This window comes from Catenulispora rubra (assembly GCF_015356825.1).
In the GTDB taxonomy this organism is placed as follows: domain Bacteria; phylum Actinomycetota; class Actinomycetes; order Streptomycetales; family Catenulisporaceae; genus Catenulispora; species Catenulispora rubra.
Map to the genome: position 1 here is coordinate 1 of NZ_JAACYW010000134.1, position 15,935 is coordinate 15,935.

General features: G+C 67.4%; 10 protein-coding genes. 9 read left to right on the plus strand and 1 reads right to left on the minus strand.

Annotation, left to right across the window (positions count from 1 at the left end):
- Positions 1-1,031 precede the first annotated feature (1,031 nt).
- From rplJ to GWK61_RS30505, 4 genes are all read left to right on the plus strand, one after another.
- Complete coding sequence (gene rplJ / locus GWK61_RS30490) at positions 1,032-1,556, plus strand: 50S ribosomal protein L10 (protein WP_194914669.1); 525 nt, start codon at positions 1,032-1,034, stop codon at positions 1,554-1,556.
- Between the two features lie 52 nt (positions 1,557-1,608).
- A complete protein-coding gene (gene rplL / locus GWK61_RS30495; protein ID WP_194914671.1) occupies positions 1,609-1,992 on the plus strand; it encodes a 50S ribosomal protein L7/L12 in 384 nt (127 codons plus the stop codon).
- A gap of 596 nt (positions 1,993-2,588) precedes the next feature.
- Entirely contained in the window at positions 2,589-6,065 is a 3,477-nt protein-coding gene (gene rpoB / locus GWK61_RS30500; protein ID WP_194914673.1) for a DNA-directed RNA polymerase subunit beta, read from the plus strand.
- Between the two features lie 32 nt (positions 6,066-6,097).
- On the plus strand, positions 6,098-9,976 hold the full coding sequence (locus tag GWK61_RS30505; protein ID WP_194914675.1) for a DNA-directed RNA polymerase subunit beta': 3,879 nt from the start codon (positions 6,098-6,100) through the stop codon (positions 9,974-9,976).
- Positions 9,977-10,070: 94 nt separating this feature from the next.
- Here GWK61_RS30505 and GWK61_RS30510 read toward each other — a convergent pair whose 3' ends face one another.
- Positions 10,071-10,412: a hypothetical protein gene (locus GWK61_RS30510; protein WP_194914677.1), complete on the minus strand. Its 342-nt coding sequence runs from the start codon at positions 10,410-10,412 to the stop codon at positions 10,071-10,073.
- Positions 10,413-10,523: 111 nt separating this feature from the next.
- Between GWK61_RS30510 and GWK61_RS30515 the strand changes: the two genes are divergently transcribed.
- The 5 genes from GWK61_RS30515 to tuf all read left to right on the plus strand — a co-directional run bounded on the left by GWK61_RS30515 (position 10,524) and on the right by tuf (position 15,767).
- Positions 10,524-10,940, plus strand: a complete 417-nt coding sequence (locus GWK61_RS30515) for a hypothetical protein (protein ID WP_194914679.1) — start codon at positions 10,524-10,526, stop codon at positions 10,938-10,940.
- Between the two features lie 546 nt (positions 10,941-11,486).
- Entirely contained in the window at positions 11,487-11,861 is a 375-nt protein-coding gene (gene rpsL / locus GWK61_RS30520) for a 30S ribosomal protein S12 (RefSeq protein ID WP_194896225.1), read from the plus strand.
- The gene (rpsG, locus tag GWK61_RS30525; RefSeq protein ID WP_012785149.1) at positions 11,861-12,331 is read left to right on the plus strand and encodes a 30S ribosomal protein S7; all 471 of its coding nucleotides are present in this window, start codon (positions 11,861-11,863) and stop codon (positions 12,329-12,331) included. The genes rpsL and rpsG overlap by 1 nt, the downstream gene beginning before the upstream one ends.
- Positions 12,332-12,368: 37 nt before the next feature.
- Entirely contained in the window at positions 12,369-14,486 is a 2,118-nt protein-coding gene (fusA, locus tag GWK61_RS30530) for an elongation factor G (RefSeq protein WP_194914681.1), read from the plus strand.
- Positions 14,487-14,573: 87 nt separating this feature from the next.
- On the plus strand, positions 14,574-15,767 hold the full coding sequence (gene tuf, locus GWK61_RS30535) for an elongation factor Tu (RefSeq protein WP_194914682.1): 1,194 nt from the start codon (positions 14,574-14,576) through the stop codon (positions 15,765-15,767).
- Positions 15,768-15,935: the final 168 nt, after the last annotated feature.

The following is a 15,935-nucleotide window of genomic DNA, read 5'->3' on the forward strand; positions in this document are numbered from 1 at the left end:
ACTCAACCTCATCCGACTACACGCCTGGTGGAACGACCAGCCACTCGACCGCAGCCGCACCAGCCACCTCGCCCGCCTCGAACTCTCCCTCGCCGCATGACCAATTCAAATGGGCAACAGGATCCTCGCAGGGGACGCAGTTCGGCTGTGCCCCGCTGGTTGCGCTGGCGGCCGCCGGTGTGGGTGTGGGTTGTCGATGGCGCGTGCTATATCTGTGTATAAGGGGCGATAATTCTCTAACAAAATGCCGCCATGTCTGACGCGCGCGCTCGGTTGCGTTGGCGGGTGGCGGTGTTCGCGTGCAAGACCGCGCATGAGTCCGAGTCACTGCGCACGCGTCGTGCGGGCGGGTGGCGGCCGCGTTTGGTGGGTGCGTTGAGGCCTCTGGCGGGCCTCCTCGACGAGGGGGCGACCCGTGCGTCCGGCGGTTTGGCGGCGGTCCGCGACTGTTCGGCTTTCTATCCGCTGTTGCCTGCGTCGCGTTGTTTGCTGGCGGTGCTGCTTGTGGTCGCCGGGTTCTGGGTCCCTCGCCGCGTCATCGCCGTAAACGGAACCAGCGCGGTTTGGCGGAATCAAGCCGCATCGCTGCTGCTGTGGTCGTTTTCCGTCCGGCTTGACACCGCCAAACCGGGCAGGTTGGCTGCGCCCGCTGACGCGGCGAGGGACCCAGAACCAACACCCGGCATGGTCCTTCGGACCCCCTTGCCACACCACCGGCCGGTCTGTCCTGTCGCCTACCGCAGCCGCTAAGGCCGCGCTCGGCCGCGCGGCCGAGCGGCCGGTCAAAACCACCCCTGGCCCCGTGCTAATCTTGATGAAGCCGAAGACCGCTGGTCGCTGCTCCGAGCCGAACGGCCCGGACCAGTCGAAGGCCTCCACACGGAGCGACCCGCCGAGGCGCGATAAGTGAAGCAGTGGTAGCCGGTCCTCGGACTGGCCTTCGTACCTGTGACGCCCCGCGCTGACGCGCCGGGCGTTTTTTCGTGTCTGGTGGCTCATCGTCGGCTCTGACACCCCGGAAGGAGGCCCGTATGGCGAGGCCTGACAAGGCGGCTGCGGTCGCCGAGATCGCGGATCACTTCCGCGGCTCGAACGCCGCCGTGCTGACCGAGTACCGCGGGCTCACTGTCGCGCAGCTGAAGGAGCTTCGGCGCGCGCTCGGTGCGACCACGGATTACGCCGTGGTGAAGAACACGCTGACCAAGGTCGCTGCTCGCGAGGCCGGTATCGAGGGTCTGGACGAGACGGCGCTGAAGGGTCCTTCGGCCATCGCCTTCATCAAGGGCGACCCGGTCGAGGCGGCCAAGGGTCTTCGTGACTTCGCCAAGGCGAACCCCCTCCTGGTGATCAAGGGCGGGGTGATGGAGGGCAAGACCCTCTCCCCGGCCGACATCACCAAGCTCGCGGATCTGGAGTCCCGCGAGGTTCTGCTGGCCAAGGCGGCCGGCGCGATGAAGGCGTCCCTCGCGAACGCGGCGGCGCTCTTCCAGGCTCCTCTGGCCAAGGCCGTCCGTACCGTGGACGCGCTGTCGGCCAAGAAGTCCGCCGACGCCTGATAGGCACCCGGCAAAACCTAGCTAGAACTCACTTAGAGAAAGGACGCCTGTCATGGCGAAGCTCAGCACCGACGAGCTGCTCGAGGCTTTCAAGGAAATGACCCTGATCGAGCTCTCTGAGTTCGTGAAGCTGTTCGAGGACACCTTCGACGTCAAGGCTGCCGCCCCGGCCGCCGTCGCCGTCGCGGGCCCGGCTGCCGCCGCCGCCGAGGCTCCGGTGGAGCAGGACGAGTTCGACGTCATCCTGGAGTCGGCCGGCGAGAAGAAGATCCAGGTCATCAAGGTCGTGCGCGAGCTGACCTCGCTGGGTCTGAAGGAAGCCAAGGACCTGGTCGACGGCGCGCCGAAGCCGGTCCTGGAGAAGGCCACCAAGGAGGCCGCCGAGAAGGCCAAGGCTTCTCTGGAAGAGGCCGGCGCCGGCGTCACCGTGAAGTAGTTCGTCTTCACGGCGCGAGCCGTTCGAAGGACCCCCGGGGTTATCCCCGGGGGTCCTTCGCGTTCGGCCGTGACCAGTGTGATCACCGTGTGCGGCGGGCTTGCCAGGAGAAAGATCCCGGCACAGCTCTTGACGTCGGCCCAGCTACGCGGGATTCTGCGGTACGTCAGCGATATACAGCAGGACCCCCGGGACCGAGGCAGCGCGAGGCGAAGGCCGGGGAAGAAAAAAGGTGCGAAGGACGGACCTGCCGCCCGTGTCGGCGGCGACAACTGTCGGTGGACCCGGCTAGTCTGTCCGTCTGTTGCCCGACGCGTCGGAGCCCCGTTAGGCGGGGGCTTTCGACCCGCGTCAGGCCTATTAAGGCACGGGCTGGACAGGAGTGGCCGACATGGCTACACTGTTCGTTTGCGCTGCCTTTCTGCATGCCTCGTTCCGTCAACGGCCTCGCGAACCCCTTCCGACCACCCGGCCCCGGTGCCTCCAACACCGCCGCCGACCAGGGGTTTCGCCGGTTCCGTCGCCGGGTAGGGATACAGGTCCGCCTGGTAGCGCTAAGGACAGCCAGTCCAGTCCGAGCCCCGGAAGGACCCCTCTTGGCCGCCTCGCGCACCGCCCAGAACATCACCAAGAACGCCGCCCGCCGCATCTCCTTCGCGAAGATCAAAGAGCCGCTCGAGGTTCCGAACCTGCTCGCGCTGCAGACGGAGTCCTTCGACTGGCTCGTCGGCAACGCCACCTGGAAGGGTCGCGTTTCCGAGCAGCAGGCCGCAGGCCTCGACGTGCCCACCACCTCCGGTCTGGAGGAGATCTTCGAGGAGATCTCCCCGATCGAGGACTTCCAGGGCACCATGTCGCTGACGTTCCGCGACCACCGCTTCGAGCCCGCGAAGTACTCCATCGACGAGTGCAAGGACCGCGACTTCACCTTCGCCGCCCCGCTGTTCGTGACCGCCGAGTTCACGAACAACGAGACCGGCGAGATCAAGAGCCAGACCGTCTTCATGGGCGACTTCCCGCTCATGACGAACAAGGGCACCTTCATCATCAACGGCACCGAGCGTGTCGTGGTGACCCAGCTGGTGCGCTCCCCGGGTCTGTACTTCTCGCAGGACATCGACAAGACCTCCGACAAGGACGTCTTCAACGCGAAGATCATCCCGAGCCGGGGCGCCTGGCTCGAGTTCGAGATCGACAAGCGCGACATGGTGGGCGTTCGCGTCGACCGCAAGCGCAAGCAGCACGTCACCGTGCTCCTGAAGGCCCTGGGCTGGGACGACGCCCGGATCCTGGAGGAGTTCGGCGAGTACGAGTCCATGCGCCAGACGCTGGAGAAGGACCACACCGCCGGCCAGGACGAGGCGCTGCTGGACATCTACCGCAAGCTGCGCCCGGGCGAGCCGCCGACGCGCGAGGCGGCCCAGACCCTGCTGGACAACCTGTACTTCAACCCCAAGCGCTACGACCTGGCCAAGGTCGGCCGCTACAAGATCGACAAGAAGCTGGGACAGGCCAGCGGCATCGACAACACGGTGCTCACCGAGGACGACATCGTCAACGCGATCAAGTTCCTGGTGAAGCTGCACGCCGGCGAGACCGAGATGGACCCGCAGGTCGAGGGCGCGCCGATGGTCGTCGTCGAAGAGGACGACATCGACCACTTCGGCAACCGCCGCCTGCGCAGCGTCGGCGAGCTGATCCAGAACCAGGTCCGCACCGGCCTTGCCCGCATGGAGCGCGTCGTCCGCGAGCGCATGACCACGCAGGACGTCGAGGCCATCACGCCGCAGACGCTGATCAACATCCGGCCGGTCGTCGCCTCCATCAAGGAGTTCTTCGGCACCAGCCAGCTGTCGCAGTTCATGGACCAGACCAACCCGCTCTCGGGCCTGACCCACAAGCGCCGCCTGAACGCGCTGGGCCCCGGCGGTCTGTCCCGCGAGCGCGCCGGCTTCGAAGTCCGCGACGTGCACCCCTCGCACTACGGCCGCATGTGTCCGATCGAGACCCCGGAAGGCCCGAACATCGGCCTGATCGGCTCGCTGGCCTCCTACGGCCGGATCAACGCCTTCGGCTTCATCGAGACCCCCTACCGCAAGGTCGTCGACGGCCGGGTCACCGACCACATCGACTACCTGACCGCGGACGAGGAGGACCGGTACGTCGTGGCCCAGGCCAACGCCCCGGTCCTGGACGACGGCTCCTACACCGACGAGCGCGTGCTGTGCCGCCGCAAGGGCGGCGAGATCGAGATGATGGCTCCGGCCGACATCGACTACATGGACGTCTCCCCGCGCCAGATGGTGTCCGTGGCCACCGCCATGATCCCGTTCCTGGAGCACGACGACGCCAACCGCGCCCTGATGGGCGCGAACATGATGCGCCAGGCCGTGCCGCTGCTGCAGTCGGACTCGCCGTACGTCGGCACCGGCATGGAGTACCGCTGCGCGGTCGACGCCGCCGACGTGGTCACCGCCGACAAGGGCGGCGTGGTCACCGAGGTGTCCGCCGACCTGGTCAGCGTCGCCAACGACGACGCGACCACCAGCGTCTACCGGATCGCCAAGTTCCGCCGCTCCAACCAGGGCACCTCCTTCAACCAGAAGGTGGTCGTGGCCGAGGGCGAGCGGGTCGAGGTCGGCTCGGTGCTGGCCGACGGCCCGTGCACCCAGGACGGCGAGATGGCCCTGGGCAAGAACCTGCTCGTGGCGTTCATGCCGTGGGAGGGCCACAACTACGAGGACGCGATCATCCTGTCGCAGCGCCTCGTGCAGGACGACGTCCTGTCCTCGATCCACATCGAGGAGCACGAGGTCGACGCCCGGGACACCAAGCTGGGCCCGGAGGAGATCACCCGGGACATCCCGAACGTCTCCGAGGAGGTCCTGGCCGACCTCGACGAGCGCGGCATCATCCGGATCGGCGCGGACGTCGTCCCCGGCGACATCCTGGTCGGCAAGGTCACGCCCAAGGGCGAGACCGAGCTCACCCCGGAGGAGCGGCTGCTGCGCGCGATCTTCGGCGAGAAGGCCCGCGAAGTCCGCGACACCTCGCTGAAGGTGCCGCACGGCGAGCAGGGCAAGATCATCGGCGTCCGGATCTTCGACCGCGACAGCGGCGACGAGCTGCCGCCGGGCGTCAACCAGCTGGTCCGGGTGTACGTGGCGCAGAAGCGCAAGATCACCCACGGCGACAAGCTGGCCGGCCGGCACGGCAACAAGGGCGTCATCGCCAAGATCCTCCCGGTGGAGGACATGCCGTTCCTGGAGGACGGCACCCCGGTCGACATCGTGCTGAACCCGCTGGGCGTGCCCTCCCGGATGAACCCGGGCCAGGTGCTGGAGACCCACCTCGGGTGGATCGCCGCCACCGGCTGGGACATCGGCGAGGGCGAGGGCGAGTGGCAGGAGCGGCTGCGCTCGATCGGCGCGGACAAGGCCGAGGCGAAGACCAAGGTCGCCACCCCGGTCTTCGACGGCGCCCGCGAGGACGAGATCACCGGCCTGCTGGGCAACACCCTGAAGACCCGCGACGGGGTCCGGCTGGTGGACAGCACCGGCAAGGCCCGGATGTTCGACGGCCGCTCCGGCGAGCCGTTCCCGTACCCGATCTCGGTCGGCTACATGTACATCCTCAAGCTCCACCACCTGGTGGACGACAAGCTGCACGCGCGCAGCACCGGCCCCTACTCGATGATCACGCAGCAGCCCCTGGGCGGTAAGGCCCAGTTCGGCGGCCAGCGGTTCGGCGAGATGGAGGTGTGGGCCCTGGAGGCCTACGGCGCCGCCTACGCGCTGCAGGAACTGCTCACCATCAAGTCCGACGACGTGCTCGGCCGCGTGAAGGTCTACGAGGCCATCGTCAAGGGCGACAACATCCCCGAGCCCGGCATCCCGGAGTCCTTCAAGGTGTTGATCAAGGAAATGCAGTCGCTGTGCCTCAACGTCGAGGTGCTCAGCAAGGACGGCACCATGATCGAGCTCCGCGACACCGACGAGGACGTGTTCCGAGCGGCCGAGGAACTCGGCATCGACCTGAGCCGGCGTGAGCCGTCCAGTGTCGAAGAGGTCTGATCGAACGAGTCATCGAGGAGGATAGAAACCACATGCTTGACGTCAATTTCTTCGACGAGCTCCGTATCGGTCTGGCGACTGCCGACGACATCCGCACCTGGTCCTACGGCGAGGTGAAGAAGCCGGAGACCATCAACTACCGCACCCTGAAGCCGGAGAAGGACGGACTCTTCTGCGAGAAGATCTTCGGCCCCACCCGGGACTGGGAGTGCTACTGCGGCAAGTACAAGCGGGTGCGCTTCAAGGGCATCATCTGCGAGCGCTGCGGCGTCGAGGTCACCCGGGCCAAGGTGCGCCGTGAGCGGATGGGCCACATCGAGCTCGCCGCCCCGGTGACGCACATCTGGTACTTCAAGGGTGTGCCGTCCCGGCTGGGCTACCTGCTGGACCTGGCGCCGAAGGACCTGGAGAAGGTCATCTACTTCGCCGCCTACATGATCACCGAGGTCGACGACGAGCGTCGCACCCGCGACCTGCCCTCGCTGGAGGCCAAGGTCTCCGTGGAGCGCCAGCAGGTCGAGAACCGGCGCGACGCCGACGTCGAGGCCCGGCAGAAGAAGCTCGAGGAGGACCTCGCGGCCCTGGAGGCCGAGGGTGCCAAGGCCGACCAGCGCCGCAAGGTGCGCGAGGGCGGCGAGCGGGAGATGAAGCAGCTGCGCGACCGCGCGCAGCGCGAGATCGACCGGCTCGACGAGGTCTGGAGCCGGTTCAAGTCGCTGAAGGTCCAGGACCTGGAGGGCGACGAGATCCTGTACCGGGAGATGCGTGACCGCTACGGCACGTACTTCTCCGGGTCGATGGGTGCTGCCGCGCTGCAGCGCCGGCTGGAGACCTTCGACCTGGACGCCGAGGCGGAGTCGCTGCGCGACACCATCCGCAACGGCAAGGGCCAGAAGAAGACCCGGGCCCTGAAGCGCCTGAAGGTCGTCGAGGCCTTCCGCTCGACCAACAACTCGCCGTCCGGCATGGTGCTGGACTGCGTGCCCGTGATCCCGCCGGACCTGCGTCCGATGGTGCAGCTGGACGGCGGCCGCTTCGCGACCTCCGACCTGAACGACCTGTACCGCCGCGTGATCAACCGGAACAACCGCCTCAAGCGGCTGCTGGACCTGGGCGCGCCGGAGATCATCGTCAACAACGAGAAGCGGATGCTGCAGGAGGCCGTGGACTCGCTGTTCGACAACGGCCGCCGCGGCCGTCCGGTCACCGGACCGGGCAACCGTCCGCTGAAGTCCCTGAGCGACATGCTCAAGGGCAAGCAGGGCCGGTTCCGCCAGAACCTGCTGGGCAAGCGCGTCGACTACTCGGCCCGTTCGGTCATCGTCGTCGGCCCGCAGCTGAAGCTGCACCAGTGCGGTCTGCCCAAGCAGATGGCGCTGGAGCTGTTCAAGCCCTTCGTGATGAAGCGGCTGGTGGACCTGAACCACGCGCAGAACATCAAGTCCGCCAAGCGGATGGTGGAGCGCGCGCGGCCGGTCGTGTGGGACGTGCTGGAGGAGGTCATCGGGGAGCACCCGGTGCTGCTCAACCGCGCCCCCACGCTGCACCGCCTGGGCATCCAGGCCTTCGAGCCGCAGCTGGTCGAGGGCAAGGCGATCCAGATCCACCCGCTGGTGTGCACCGCGTTCAACGCGGACTTCGACGGCGACCAGATGGCGGTGCACCTGCCGCTGTCCGCCGAGGCACAGGCCGAGGCCCGCATCCTGATGTTGTCCTCGAACAACATCCTGTCCCCGGCGCACGGCCGGCCGATCACCTCGCCGACGCAGGACATGGTCCTGGGCATCTTCTTCCTCACGATGGACCGTGACGGGATGAAGGGCGAGGGCCGGGCGTTCGGCTCGATCTCGGAGGCCATGATGGCCTTCGACAACCGCGAGCTGGACCTGCAGGCGCCGATCGAGCTGCGCATCTCCGAGGCGGTCCCGCCGCGCGGCTGGGTGGCTCCGGAGGGCTGGGAGACCGGCCAGCCGTTCCGCCTGAAGACCTCGCTGGGCCGGGCGCTGTTCAACGAGCTGCTGCCGCTGGACTACCCGTACGAGAACCGTGAAGTCGCCAAGAAGCAGCTTTCGGCGATCGTCAACGACCTGGCCGAGCGCTACCCGAAGGTGACCGTCGCGGCGACCCTGGACAACCTGAAGTCCTCGGGCTTCTACTGGGCGACCCGCTCCGGCGTCACGGTGTCCGTCGAGGACATCGTGGTCCCGCCGAAGAAGGCCGAGATCCTCGAGGGCTACGAGGCTCAGGCCGCGAAGATCCAGAAGCAGTACGAGCGCGGTCTGGTCACGAAGGAAGAGCGCAACCAGGAGCTCATCTCCATCTGGACGAAGGCCACGAACGACGTCGCCAACGCGATGCAGGAGAACTTCTCGAAGACGAACCCGATCTTCATGATGGTCGACTCCGGCGCGCGCGGTAACTTCATGCAGATGCGGCAGATCGCCGGTATGCGCGGTCTGGTGTCGAACGCTAAGAACGAGACCATCCCGCGTCCCATCAAGGCGTCCTTCCGTGAGGGCCTGTCGGTCGTCGAGTACTTCATCTCGACGCACGGCGCCCGCAAGGGTCTGGCCGACACCGCGCTGCGCACCGCGGACTCCGGGTACCTCACCCGGCGTCTGGTGGACGTCTCGCAGGACGTGATCATCCGCGAGGAGGACTGCGGCACCGAGCGCGGCATCATGATGCCGATCGCGGCCAGGAACTCCGAGGGCCGGCTGATCAAGGACGAGAACGTCGAGAACTCGGTCTACGCGCGCAACACCGCGGAGAAGGTCGTCGTCGACAAGAAGACGATCCTCGACGCGGGCGTGGACCTGGGCGACGTGGCCATCGACAAGCTGATCGAGAACGGCGTGGCCGAGGTCAAGGTCCGCTCGGTCCTGACCTGCCAGTCCAAGGTCGGCACCTGCGCGATGTGCTACGGCCGGTCGCTGGCCACCGGCAAGCTGGTGGACGTCGGCGAGGCGGTGGGCATCATCGCCGCGCAGTCGATCGGCGAGCCCGGCACCCAGCTGACCATGCGCACCTTCCACACCGGCGGTGTGGCCGGCGACGACATCACGCAGGGTCTGCCGCGTGTCATCGAGCTGTTCGAGGCCCGCACGCCCAAGGGCGTGGCGCCGATCGCCGAGGCGGCCGGCCGGGTCCGGATCGAGGACACCGACAAGACCCGCAAGATCGTCATCACCCCCGACGACCCGTCGGTGGAGGAGGTCGCCTACCCGGTCAGCAAGCGCACCATGCTGCTGGTCGCCGACGACCAGCACGTCGAGGTCGGGCAGGAGCTCACCAAGGGCACCGTCAACCCGCACGACGTGCTGCGCATCCTGGGCCAGCGCCAGGTGCAGATCCACCTGGTGGCCGAGGTCCAGAAGGTGTACCGCAGCCAGGGTGTGCCGATCCACGACAAGCACATCGAGATCATCGTCCGGCAGATGCTGCGCCGGGTGACGATCATCGAGGCCGGGGACGCCGAGCTGCTCCCGGGCGAGCTGGTCGAGTTCGGCCGCTTCGAGACCGAGAACCGCAAGGTCCTCGCCGAGGGCGGGCACGCGGCCTCCGGGCGTCCGCAGCTGATGGGTATCACCAAGGCGTCGCTGGCCACGGACTCGTGGCTGTCGGCGGCCTCCTTCCAGGAGACCACCCGGGTCCTGACGGACGCGGCGATCAACGGCAAGTCCGACTCGCTGCTCGGCCTGAAGGAGAACGTGATCATCGGCAAGCTGATCCCGGCCGGGACCGGCATGCCGCGCTACCGGAACATCAAGGTCGAGCCGACCGAAGAGGCGAAGGCCCAGATGTACACGCTGGTGGGCTACGACGACGACTACTCGTCGTACAGCTTCGGCAGCGGCTCCGGCCAGGCGGTCCCGCTGGAGGAGTACGACTTCGGCGGCTACAGCGGCTGAGGCCGGGGGAGCTGATCCCCTAGCACGCTGATTGGGCGGCCGTTCCCCGGTGGGGAGCGGCCGCCCTTCGGCTTTGCCTCGGCGGCTCCGGCTTCTAGGCGAAGCGGCGCATGCCGCCGCGCAGCAGTCCCCGACGGTTCTGCTCGGCCCGGACGGCCGAGACCAGACTGAACGACGACAGCGCGGGATCGCCGCGCAGCGCGTCGAGTTCGTCGTGCACGGCCAGCGCCGGATCGGCCGACGCGCTCAGCGCCCCGGCTTCGCACAGCTCTGCCAGCGTCCGGTCCAGCAACGGTCCGAGTTTGCGGACCGGCCGGCCGACCAGTTGGGCGACGTGCGCCAGGGGCAGTCCTTCGCGGTAGCGGAACACCAACGCTGCCCGGGTGGTGACGTCGAGCGCGTTGAAGCGTTGCTGGAAGATCTCGTGGGCGGTCATGTGGGTCCCCCGGTTGTGCGGACGTTACAGACCTTTGATGCATGAGACGTGGTTCAGGTTCCCCGTGGGTACTCTGAACATGTCGCCAGTGACCCGAAAGGCGGACGGCCGATGAACGACCAGCCCGAGGTCGGGCGTCCCAACTACAGTGCGGCCGGCAGCCGGCCCTCGCCGAGCCCGGTGCCGGGGCAGGGCGGCGGGTACGGGGGACCGGACCAGGGCGCCCGGCTGGAGCTGCGGGCGGTGGCCGCGATGGCGGCCGCGGTGCTGGCCTGGTCGTCGTGGACGCCGTTCTACAACCTGCCGATAGCCGTCGCGCTCGTGGCCGCGGTGTGCGCCGCGCGCTGGGGGGCGCGGGCGAAGCGGAGCATACTGGCCGCCGAGGGCGCCCGGACCGGGGCCGGGCTCGCAGACCTGGCCCGGCTGCTGGGGCTGGCCGATCTGGCGATCCTCGCTTACCTGATCTTCCACTACTACTTCGTGGCGCACGCCGGAATCAAAGGCGTGCTGACGCTGTTGCTCACGTGACGGGCCGAGTCCGGTGGGGCGCGGGAATACCTCCCGGGCCCCTGTCGTTGACTCCCATGTCGGCTGGTGTCACCCGCCTCGTTAAACGGCTACGGTCGCGTGTCCGGCATGCGAGAATGAGGGGGTTCGCCAGTGGGGCGGACCGTGGCGGGCCCGATGCACGGACCGGCCGCCTTGATGGCGGTGGAGTCCGGTGCTAAGGTCCCTCCCTCCGTTTTGACCTCACCGGCATGCCCTGGGTAGGCTCGTCGCCGTGCCAGGGGTGTCCCCCCGGCTACTCCTGCCTGCGCACCATCCGGGTGCGGGCTCGCGTCCAGCGCGCAGCCCAAAGCCTTGGGACAGCAGGGGTCTGTAGGTCGCGACACGCCCGACCTCGTGGACCGGACGTCCCGGGTGATACCCGGACAGGACGCCCGAGCAGTCGCGAGGGTGGGCCGTGGCCGTGGACAACCAGCAGGAACTCGACGCGAAACCGAGAGGTAGTAGCACTCCGCGCCCGGGGGTCGCCCCCGCGGAGCCGTGAAGGAAAGGGAAGGCCAGCACCTAGTGCCTACAATTCAGCAGTTGGTCCGCAAGGGCCGGCAGGACAAGGTTGTGAAGAACAACACTCCTGCGCTCAAGGGATCCCCGCAGCGCCGCGGCGTCTGCACCCGCGTGTACACCACCACGCCCAAGAAGCCGAACTCGGCTCTGCGCAAGGTGGCCCGTGTGAAGCTGTCCTCCGGCATCGAGGTCACGGCGTACATCCCGGGCGTCGGCCACAACCTGCAGGAGCACTCCATCGTGCTCGTGCGCGGCGGCCGTGTGAAGGACCTGCCGGGCGTTCGGTACAAGATCGTCCGTGGCTCGCTCGACACCCAGGGCGTCAAGAACCGCAAGCAGGCCCGCAGCCGCTACGGCGCCAAGAAGGAGAAGAGCTAATGCCTCGCAAGGGTCCTGCCCCGAAGCACCCGGTCGTCATCGACCCGGTCTACAACTCCCCCCTGGTCACCTCGCTGGTGAACAAGGTCCTGCTGGACGGCAAGCGCTCCACCGCCGAGCGCATCGTCTACGGCGCCCTGGAGGGCTGCCGGGAGAAGACCGGCACCGACCCGGTGATCACGCTCAAGCGCGCGCTGGACAACGTGAAGCCGACCCTGGAGGTCAAGTCCCGCCGCGTCGGCGGTGCGACCTACCAGGTGCCGATCGAGGTCCGCGCCGGCCGCAGCACCACGCTGGCCCTGCGCTGGCTGGTGGGCTACTCCCGGCAGCGCCGCGAGAAGACCATGACCGAGCGCCTGATGAACGAGCTCCTGGACGCCTCCAACGGCCTGGGTGCCTCCGTCAAGCGCCGCGAGGACACGCACAAGATGGCGGACGCGAACAAGGCGTTCGCGCACTACCGCTGGTAACCCCGGTAGCCGAGACCGCAGAAAGTAGCTGAGCGAAATGGCCCCCAACGCCGTTGACCTGGCCAAGGTCCGCAACATCGGGATCATGGCCCACATCGACGCGGGCAAGACCACGACGACCGAGCGCATCCTGTACTACACCGGGATGAGCTACAAGATCGGCGAGGTCCACGACGGCGCTGCCACCACCGACTGGATGGAGCAGGAGCAGGAGCGTGGCATCACGATCACCTCCGCGGCTGTCACCTGTCACTGGTCGGTGGACGACGTCGACAACACCATCAACATCATCGACACGCCCGGACACGTGGACTTCACCGTCGAGGTGGAGCGATCGCTGCGCGTCCTCGACGGCGCGGTCGCGGTGTTCGACGGTGTCGCCGGCGTGGAGCCGCAGTCCGAGACGGTCTGGCGGCAGGCCGACCGTTACGGCGTCCCGCGCATTTGTTTCATCAACAAGCTGGACCGCACTGGTGCGGAGTTCCACCGCTGCGTCGACATGATCGTCACCCGTCTGCAGGCCACTCCGCTGGTCATGCAGCTGCCGATCGGTGCCGAGGCGGATTTCAAGGGCGTCATCGACCTGGTGAAGATGAAGGCCCTGGTGTGGAGCGCCGAGACCAAGCTGGGCGAGGCCTACGACGAGGTCGAGATCCCGGAGACGCACACCGAGGCCGCCGACGAGTGGCGCGGGCGTCTGCTGGAGACCATCGCCGAGGCCGACGACGAGATGATGGAGCTGTACCTGGAGGGCCAGGAGCCCACCACGGAGCAGCTGTACGCGGCCATCCGCCGCGCCACCCTCGCCGCCAAGCTGAACCCGGTGTTCTGCGGGACCGCGTTCAAGAACAAGGGCGTTCAGCCCCTGCTCGACGCGATCGTCCGCTACCTCCCCTCGCCGCTGGACGTGGAGGCCATCGACGGCCACAAGGTCGGCGACGAGGAGACGGTGCTGCACCGCAAGCCCTCCGACGACGAGCCGATGTCCGCGCTGGCGTTCAAGATCATGAGCGACCCGCACCTGGGCAAGCTCACGTTCGTGCGCGTCTACTCCGGCAAGCTGGAGTCCGGCGGGACGTACCTGAACTCGGTCAAGGGGCGCAAGGAGCGCATCGGCAAGATCTACCGCATGCACGCGAACAAGCGTGAGGAGATCGAGTCGGTGGGCGCCGGCGACATCATCGCCGTCATGGGTCTGAAGGACACCACGACCGGCGAGACGCTGTCGGACACCGCGAACCCGATCATCCTGGAGTCGATGACCTTCCCGGCCCCGGTGATCCACGTCGCGATCGAGCCGAAGACGAAGTCCGACCAGGAGAAGCTCGGCGTCGCGATCCAGCGCCTGGCCGAGGAGGACCCGTCGTTCCAGGTTCGGACCGACGAGGAGACCGGCCAGACCGTCATCTCCGGCATGGGCGAGCTCCACCTGGAGATCCTGGTGGACCGCATGCGCCGGGAGTTCAAGGTCGAGGCGAACGTCGGCAAGCCCCAGGTGGCCTACCGCGAGACCATCCGTCGCGCGGTGCCCAAGGTCGAGTACACGCACAAGAAGCAGACCGGTGGTTCGGGCCAGTACGCCTCCGTCATCATCTCGCTGGAGCCGCTTGCGGACGGCGAGCCGGGTGCCGAGGGCTACGAGTTCGTCAACGCCGTCAGCGGCGGCCGCATCCCCAAGGAGTACATCCCCTCGGTGGACGCCGGCTGCCAGGACGCGATGGAGTTCGGCGTGCTCGCCGGCTTCCCGCTGACCGGCGTCAAGGTGACGCTGCTGGACGGCAAGTACCACGAGGTCGACTCCTCCGAGATGGCCTTCAAGGTCGCCGGCTCCATGGCGTTCAAGGAAGCGGCCCGCAAGGCCGACCCGGCGCTGCTGGAGCCGATGATGGCGGTCGAGGTCACCACGCCCGAGGACTACATGGGCGAAGTGATCGGCGACCTGAACTCCCGCCGTGGCCAGATCCAGGCCATGGAGGAGCGGTTCGGCTCCCGGGTCGTCAAGGCCCTGGTTCCGCTGAGCGAGATGTTCGGCTACGTCGGGGACCTCCGGTCCAAGACGTCCGGCCGGGCCTCGTACAGCATGCAGTTCGACTCCTACGCCGAGGTTCCCCGGAACGTGGCGGAAGAGATCGTCAAGAAGGCGCGCGGCGAGTAGCCCAAGCCGGTTCACCTAACAAATCTGTAGAGCCGCCGGGGGCAGCCATCCCTCGGCGGCACCACAACCGTCCAACAGGAGGACATCGTGGCGAAGGCGAAGTTCGAGCGGACCAAGCCGCACGTCAACATCGGCACCATCGGTCACATCGACCACGGTAAGACGACGCTGACCGCGGCCATCACCAAGGTTCTGCACGACGCCCACCCGGACCTGAACCCCTACACCCCGTTCGACCAGATCGACAAGGCGCCCGAAGAGCGTCAGCGCGGTATCACCATCTCCATCGCGCACGTCGAGTACCAGACCGACGCGCGGCACTACGCGCACGTCGACTGCCCCGGTCACGCGGACTACATCAAGAACATGATCACCGGTGCGGCCCAGATGGACGGCGCCATCCTGGTCGTGGCCGCCACCGACGGCCCGATGCCGCAGACCAAGGAGCACGTGCTCCTGGCCCGCCAGGTCGGCGTGCCCTACATCGTGGTCGCGCTGAACAAGTCGGACATGGTGGACGACGAGGAGATCCTGGAGCTCGTCGAGCTCGAGGTCCGCGAGCTGCTCTCGGAGTACGAGTTCCCGGGCGACGACCTGCCGGTCATCCGCGTCTCGGCGCTCAAGGCCCTGGAGGGCGACCCGGAGTGGTCGGCCAAGCTCCTGGAGCTGATGAAGGCCGTCGACGACTCGATCCCGCAGCCCGAGCGCGAGATCGACAAGCCGTTCCTGATGCCGATCGAGGACGTCTTCACGATCACCGGTCGTGGCACCGTCGTCACCGGTCGTATCGAGCGCGGCATCGTCAAGGTCAACGAGACCGTCGACATCATCGGCATCCGCAACGAGAAGCAGACCACCACGGTCACCGGTGTCGAGATGTTCCGCAAGCTGCTCGACGAGGGCCAGGCCGGCGAGAACGTCGGTCTGCTGCTGCGCGGCATCAAGCGCGACGACGTCGAGCGCGGCCAGGTCGTGATCAAGCCGGGCACGACCACCCCGCACACCGACTTCGAGGCGAACGTCTACATCCTGTCCAAGGACGAGGGTGGCCGGCACACGCCGTTCTTCAACAACTACCGTCCGCAGTTCTACTTCCGGACGACCGACGTGACCGGCGTCGTGACCCTCCCCGAGGGCACCGAGATGGTCATGCCGGGCGACAACACCGAGATGTCGGTCGCGCTGATCCAGCCGATCGCCATGGAGGAGGGCCTGCGGTTCGCCATCCGTGAGGGTGGCCGCACCGTCGGCGCCGGCCGCGTTGTGAAGATCACCAAGTAAGTACCCTCCCGGCCGTCAGGCCGCGGGTGCCTCTTGCGGGAAGGCCCTCGGAGCTTCGGCTCCGGGGGCCTTCCCTTTCTACTTTCGAGTGAATTTCCTGTGCGGCTCAGACCCCTGAGCGGCACCCGGGGCATTAACTAGATGTAATTCCCCGAACTTCGGAGGTAG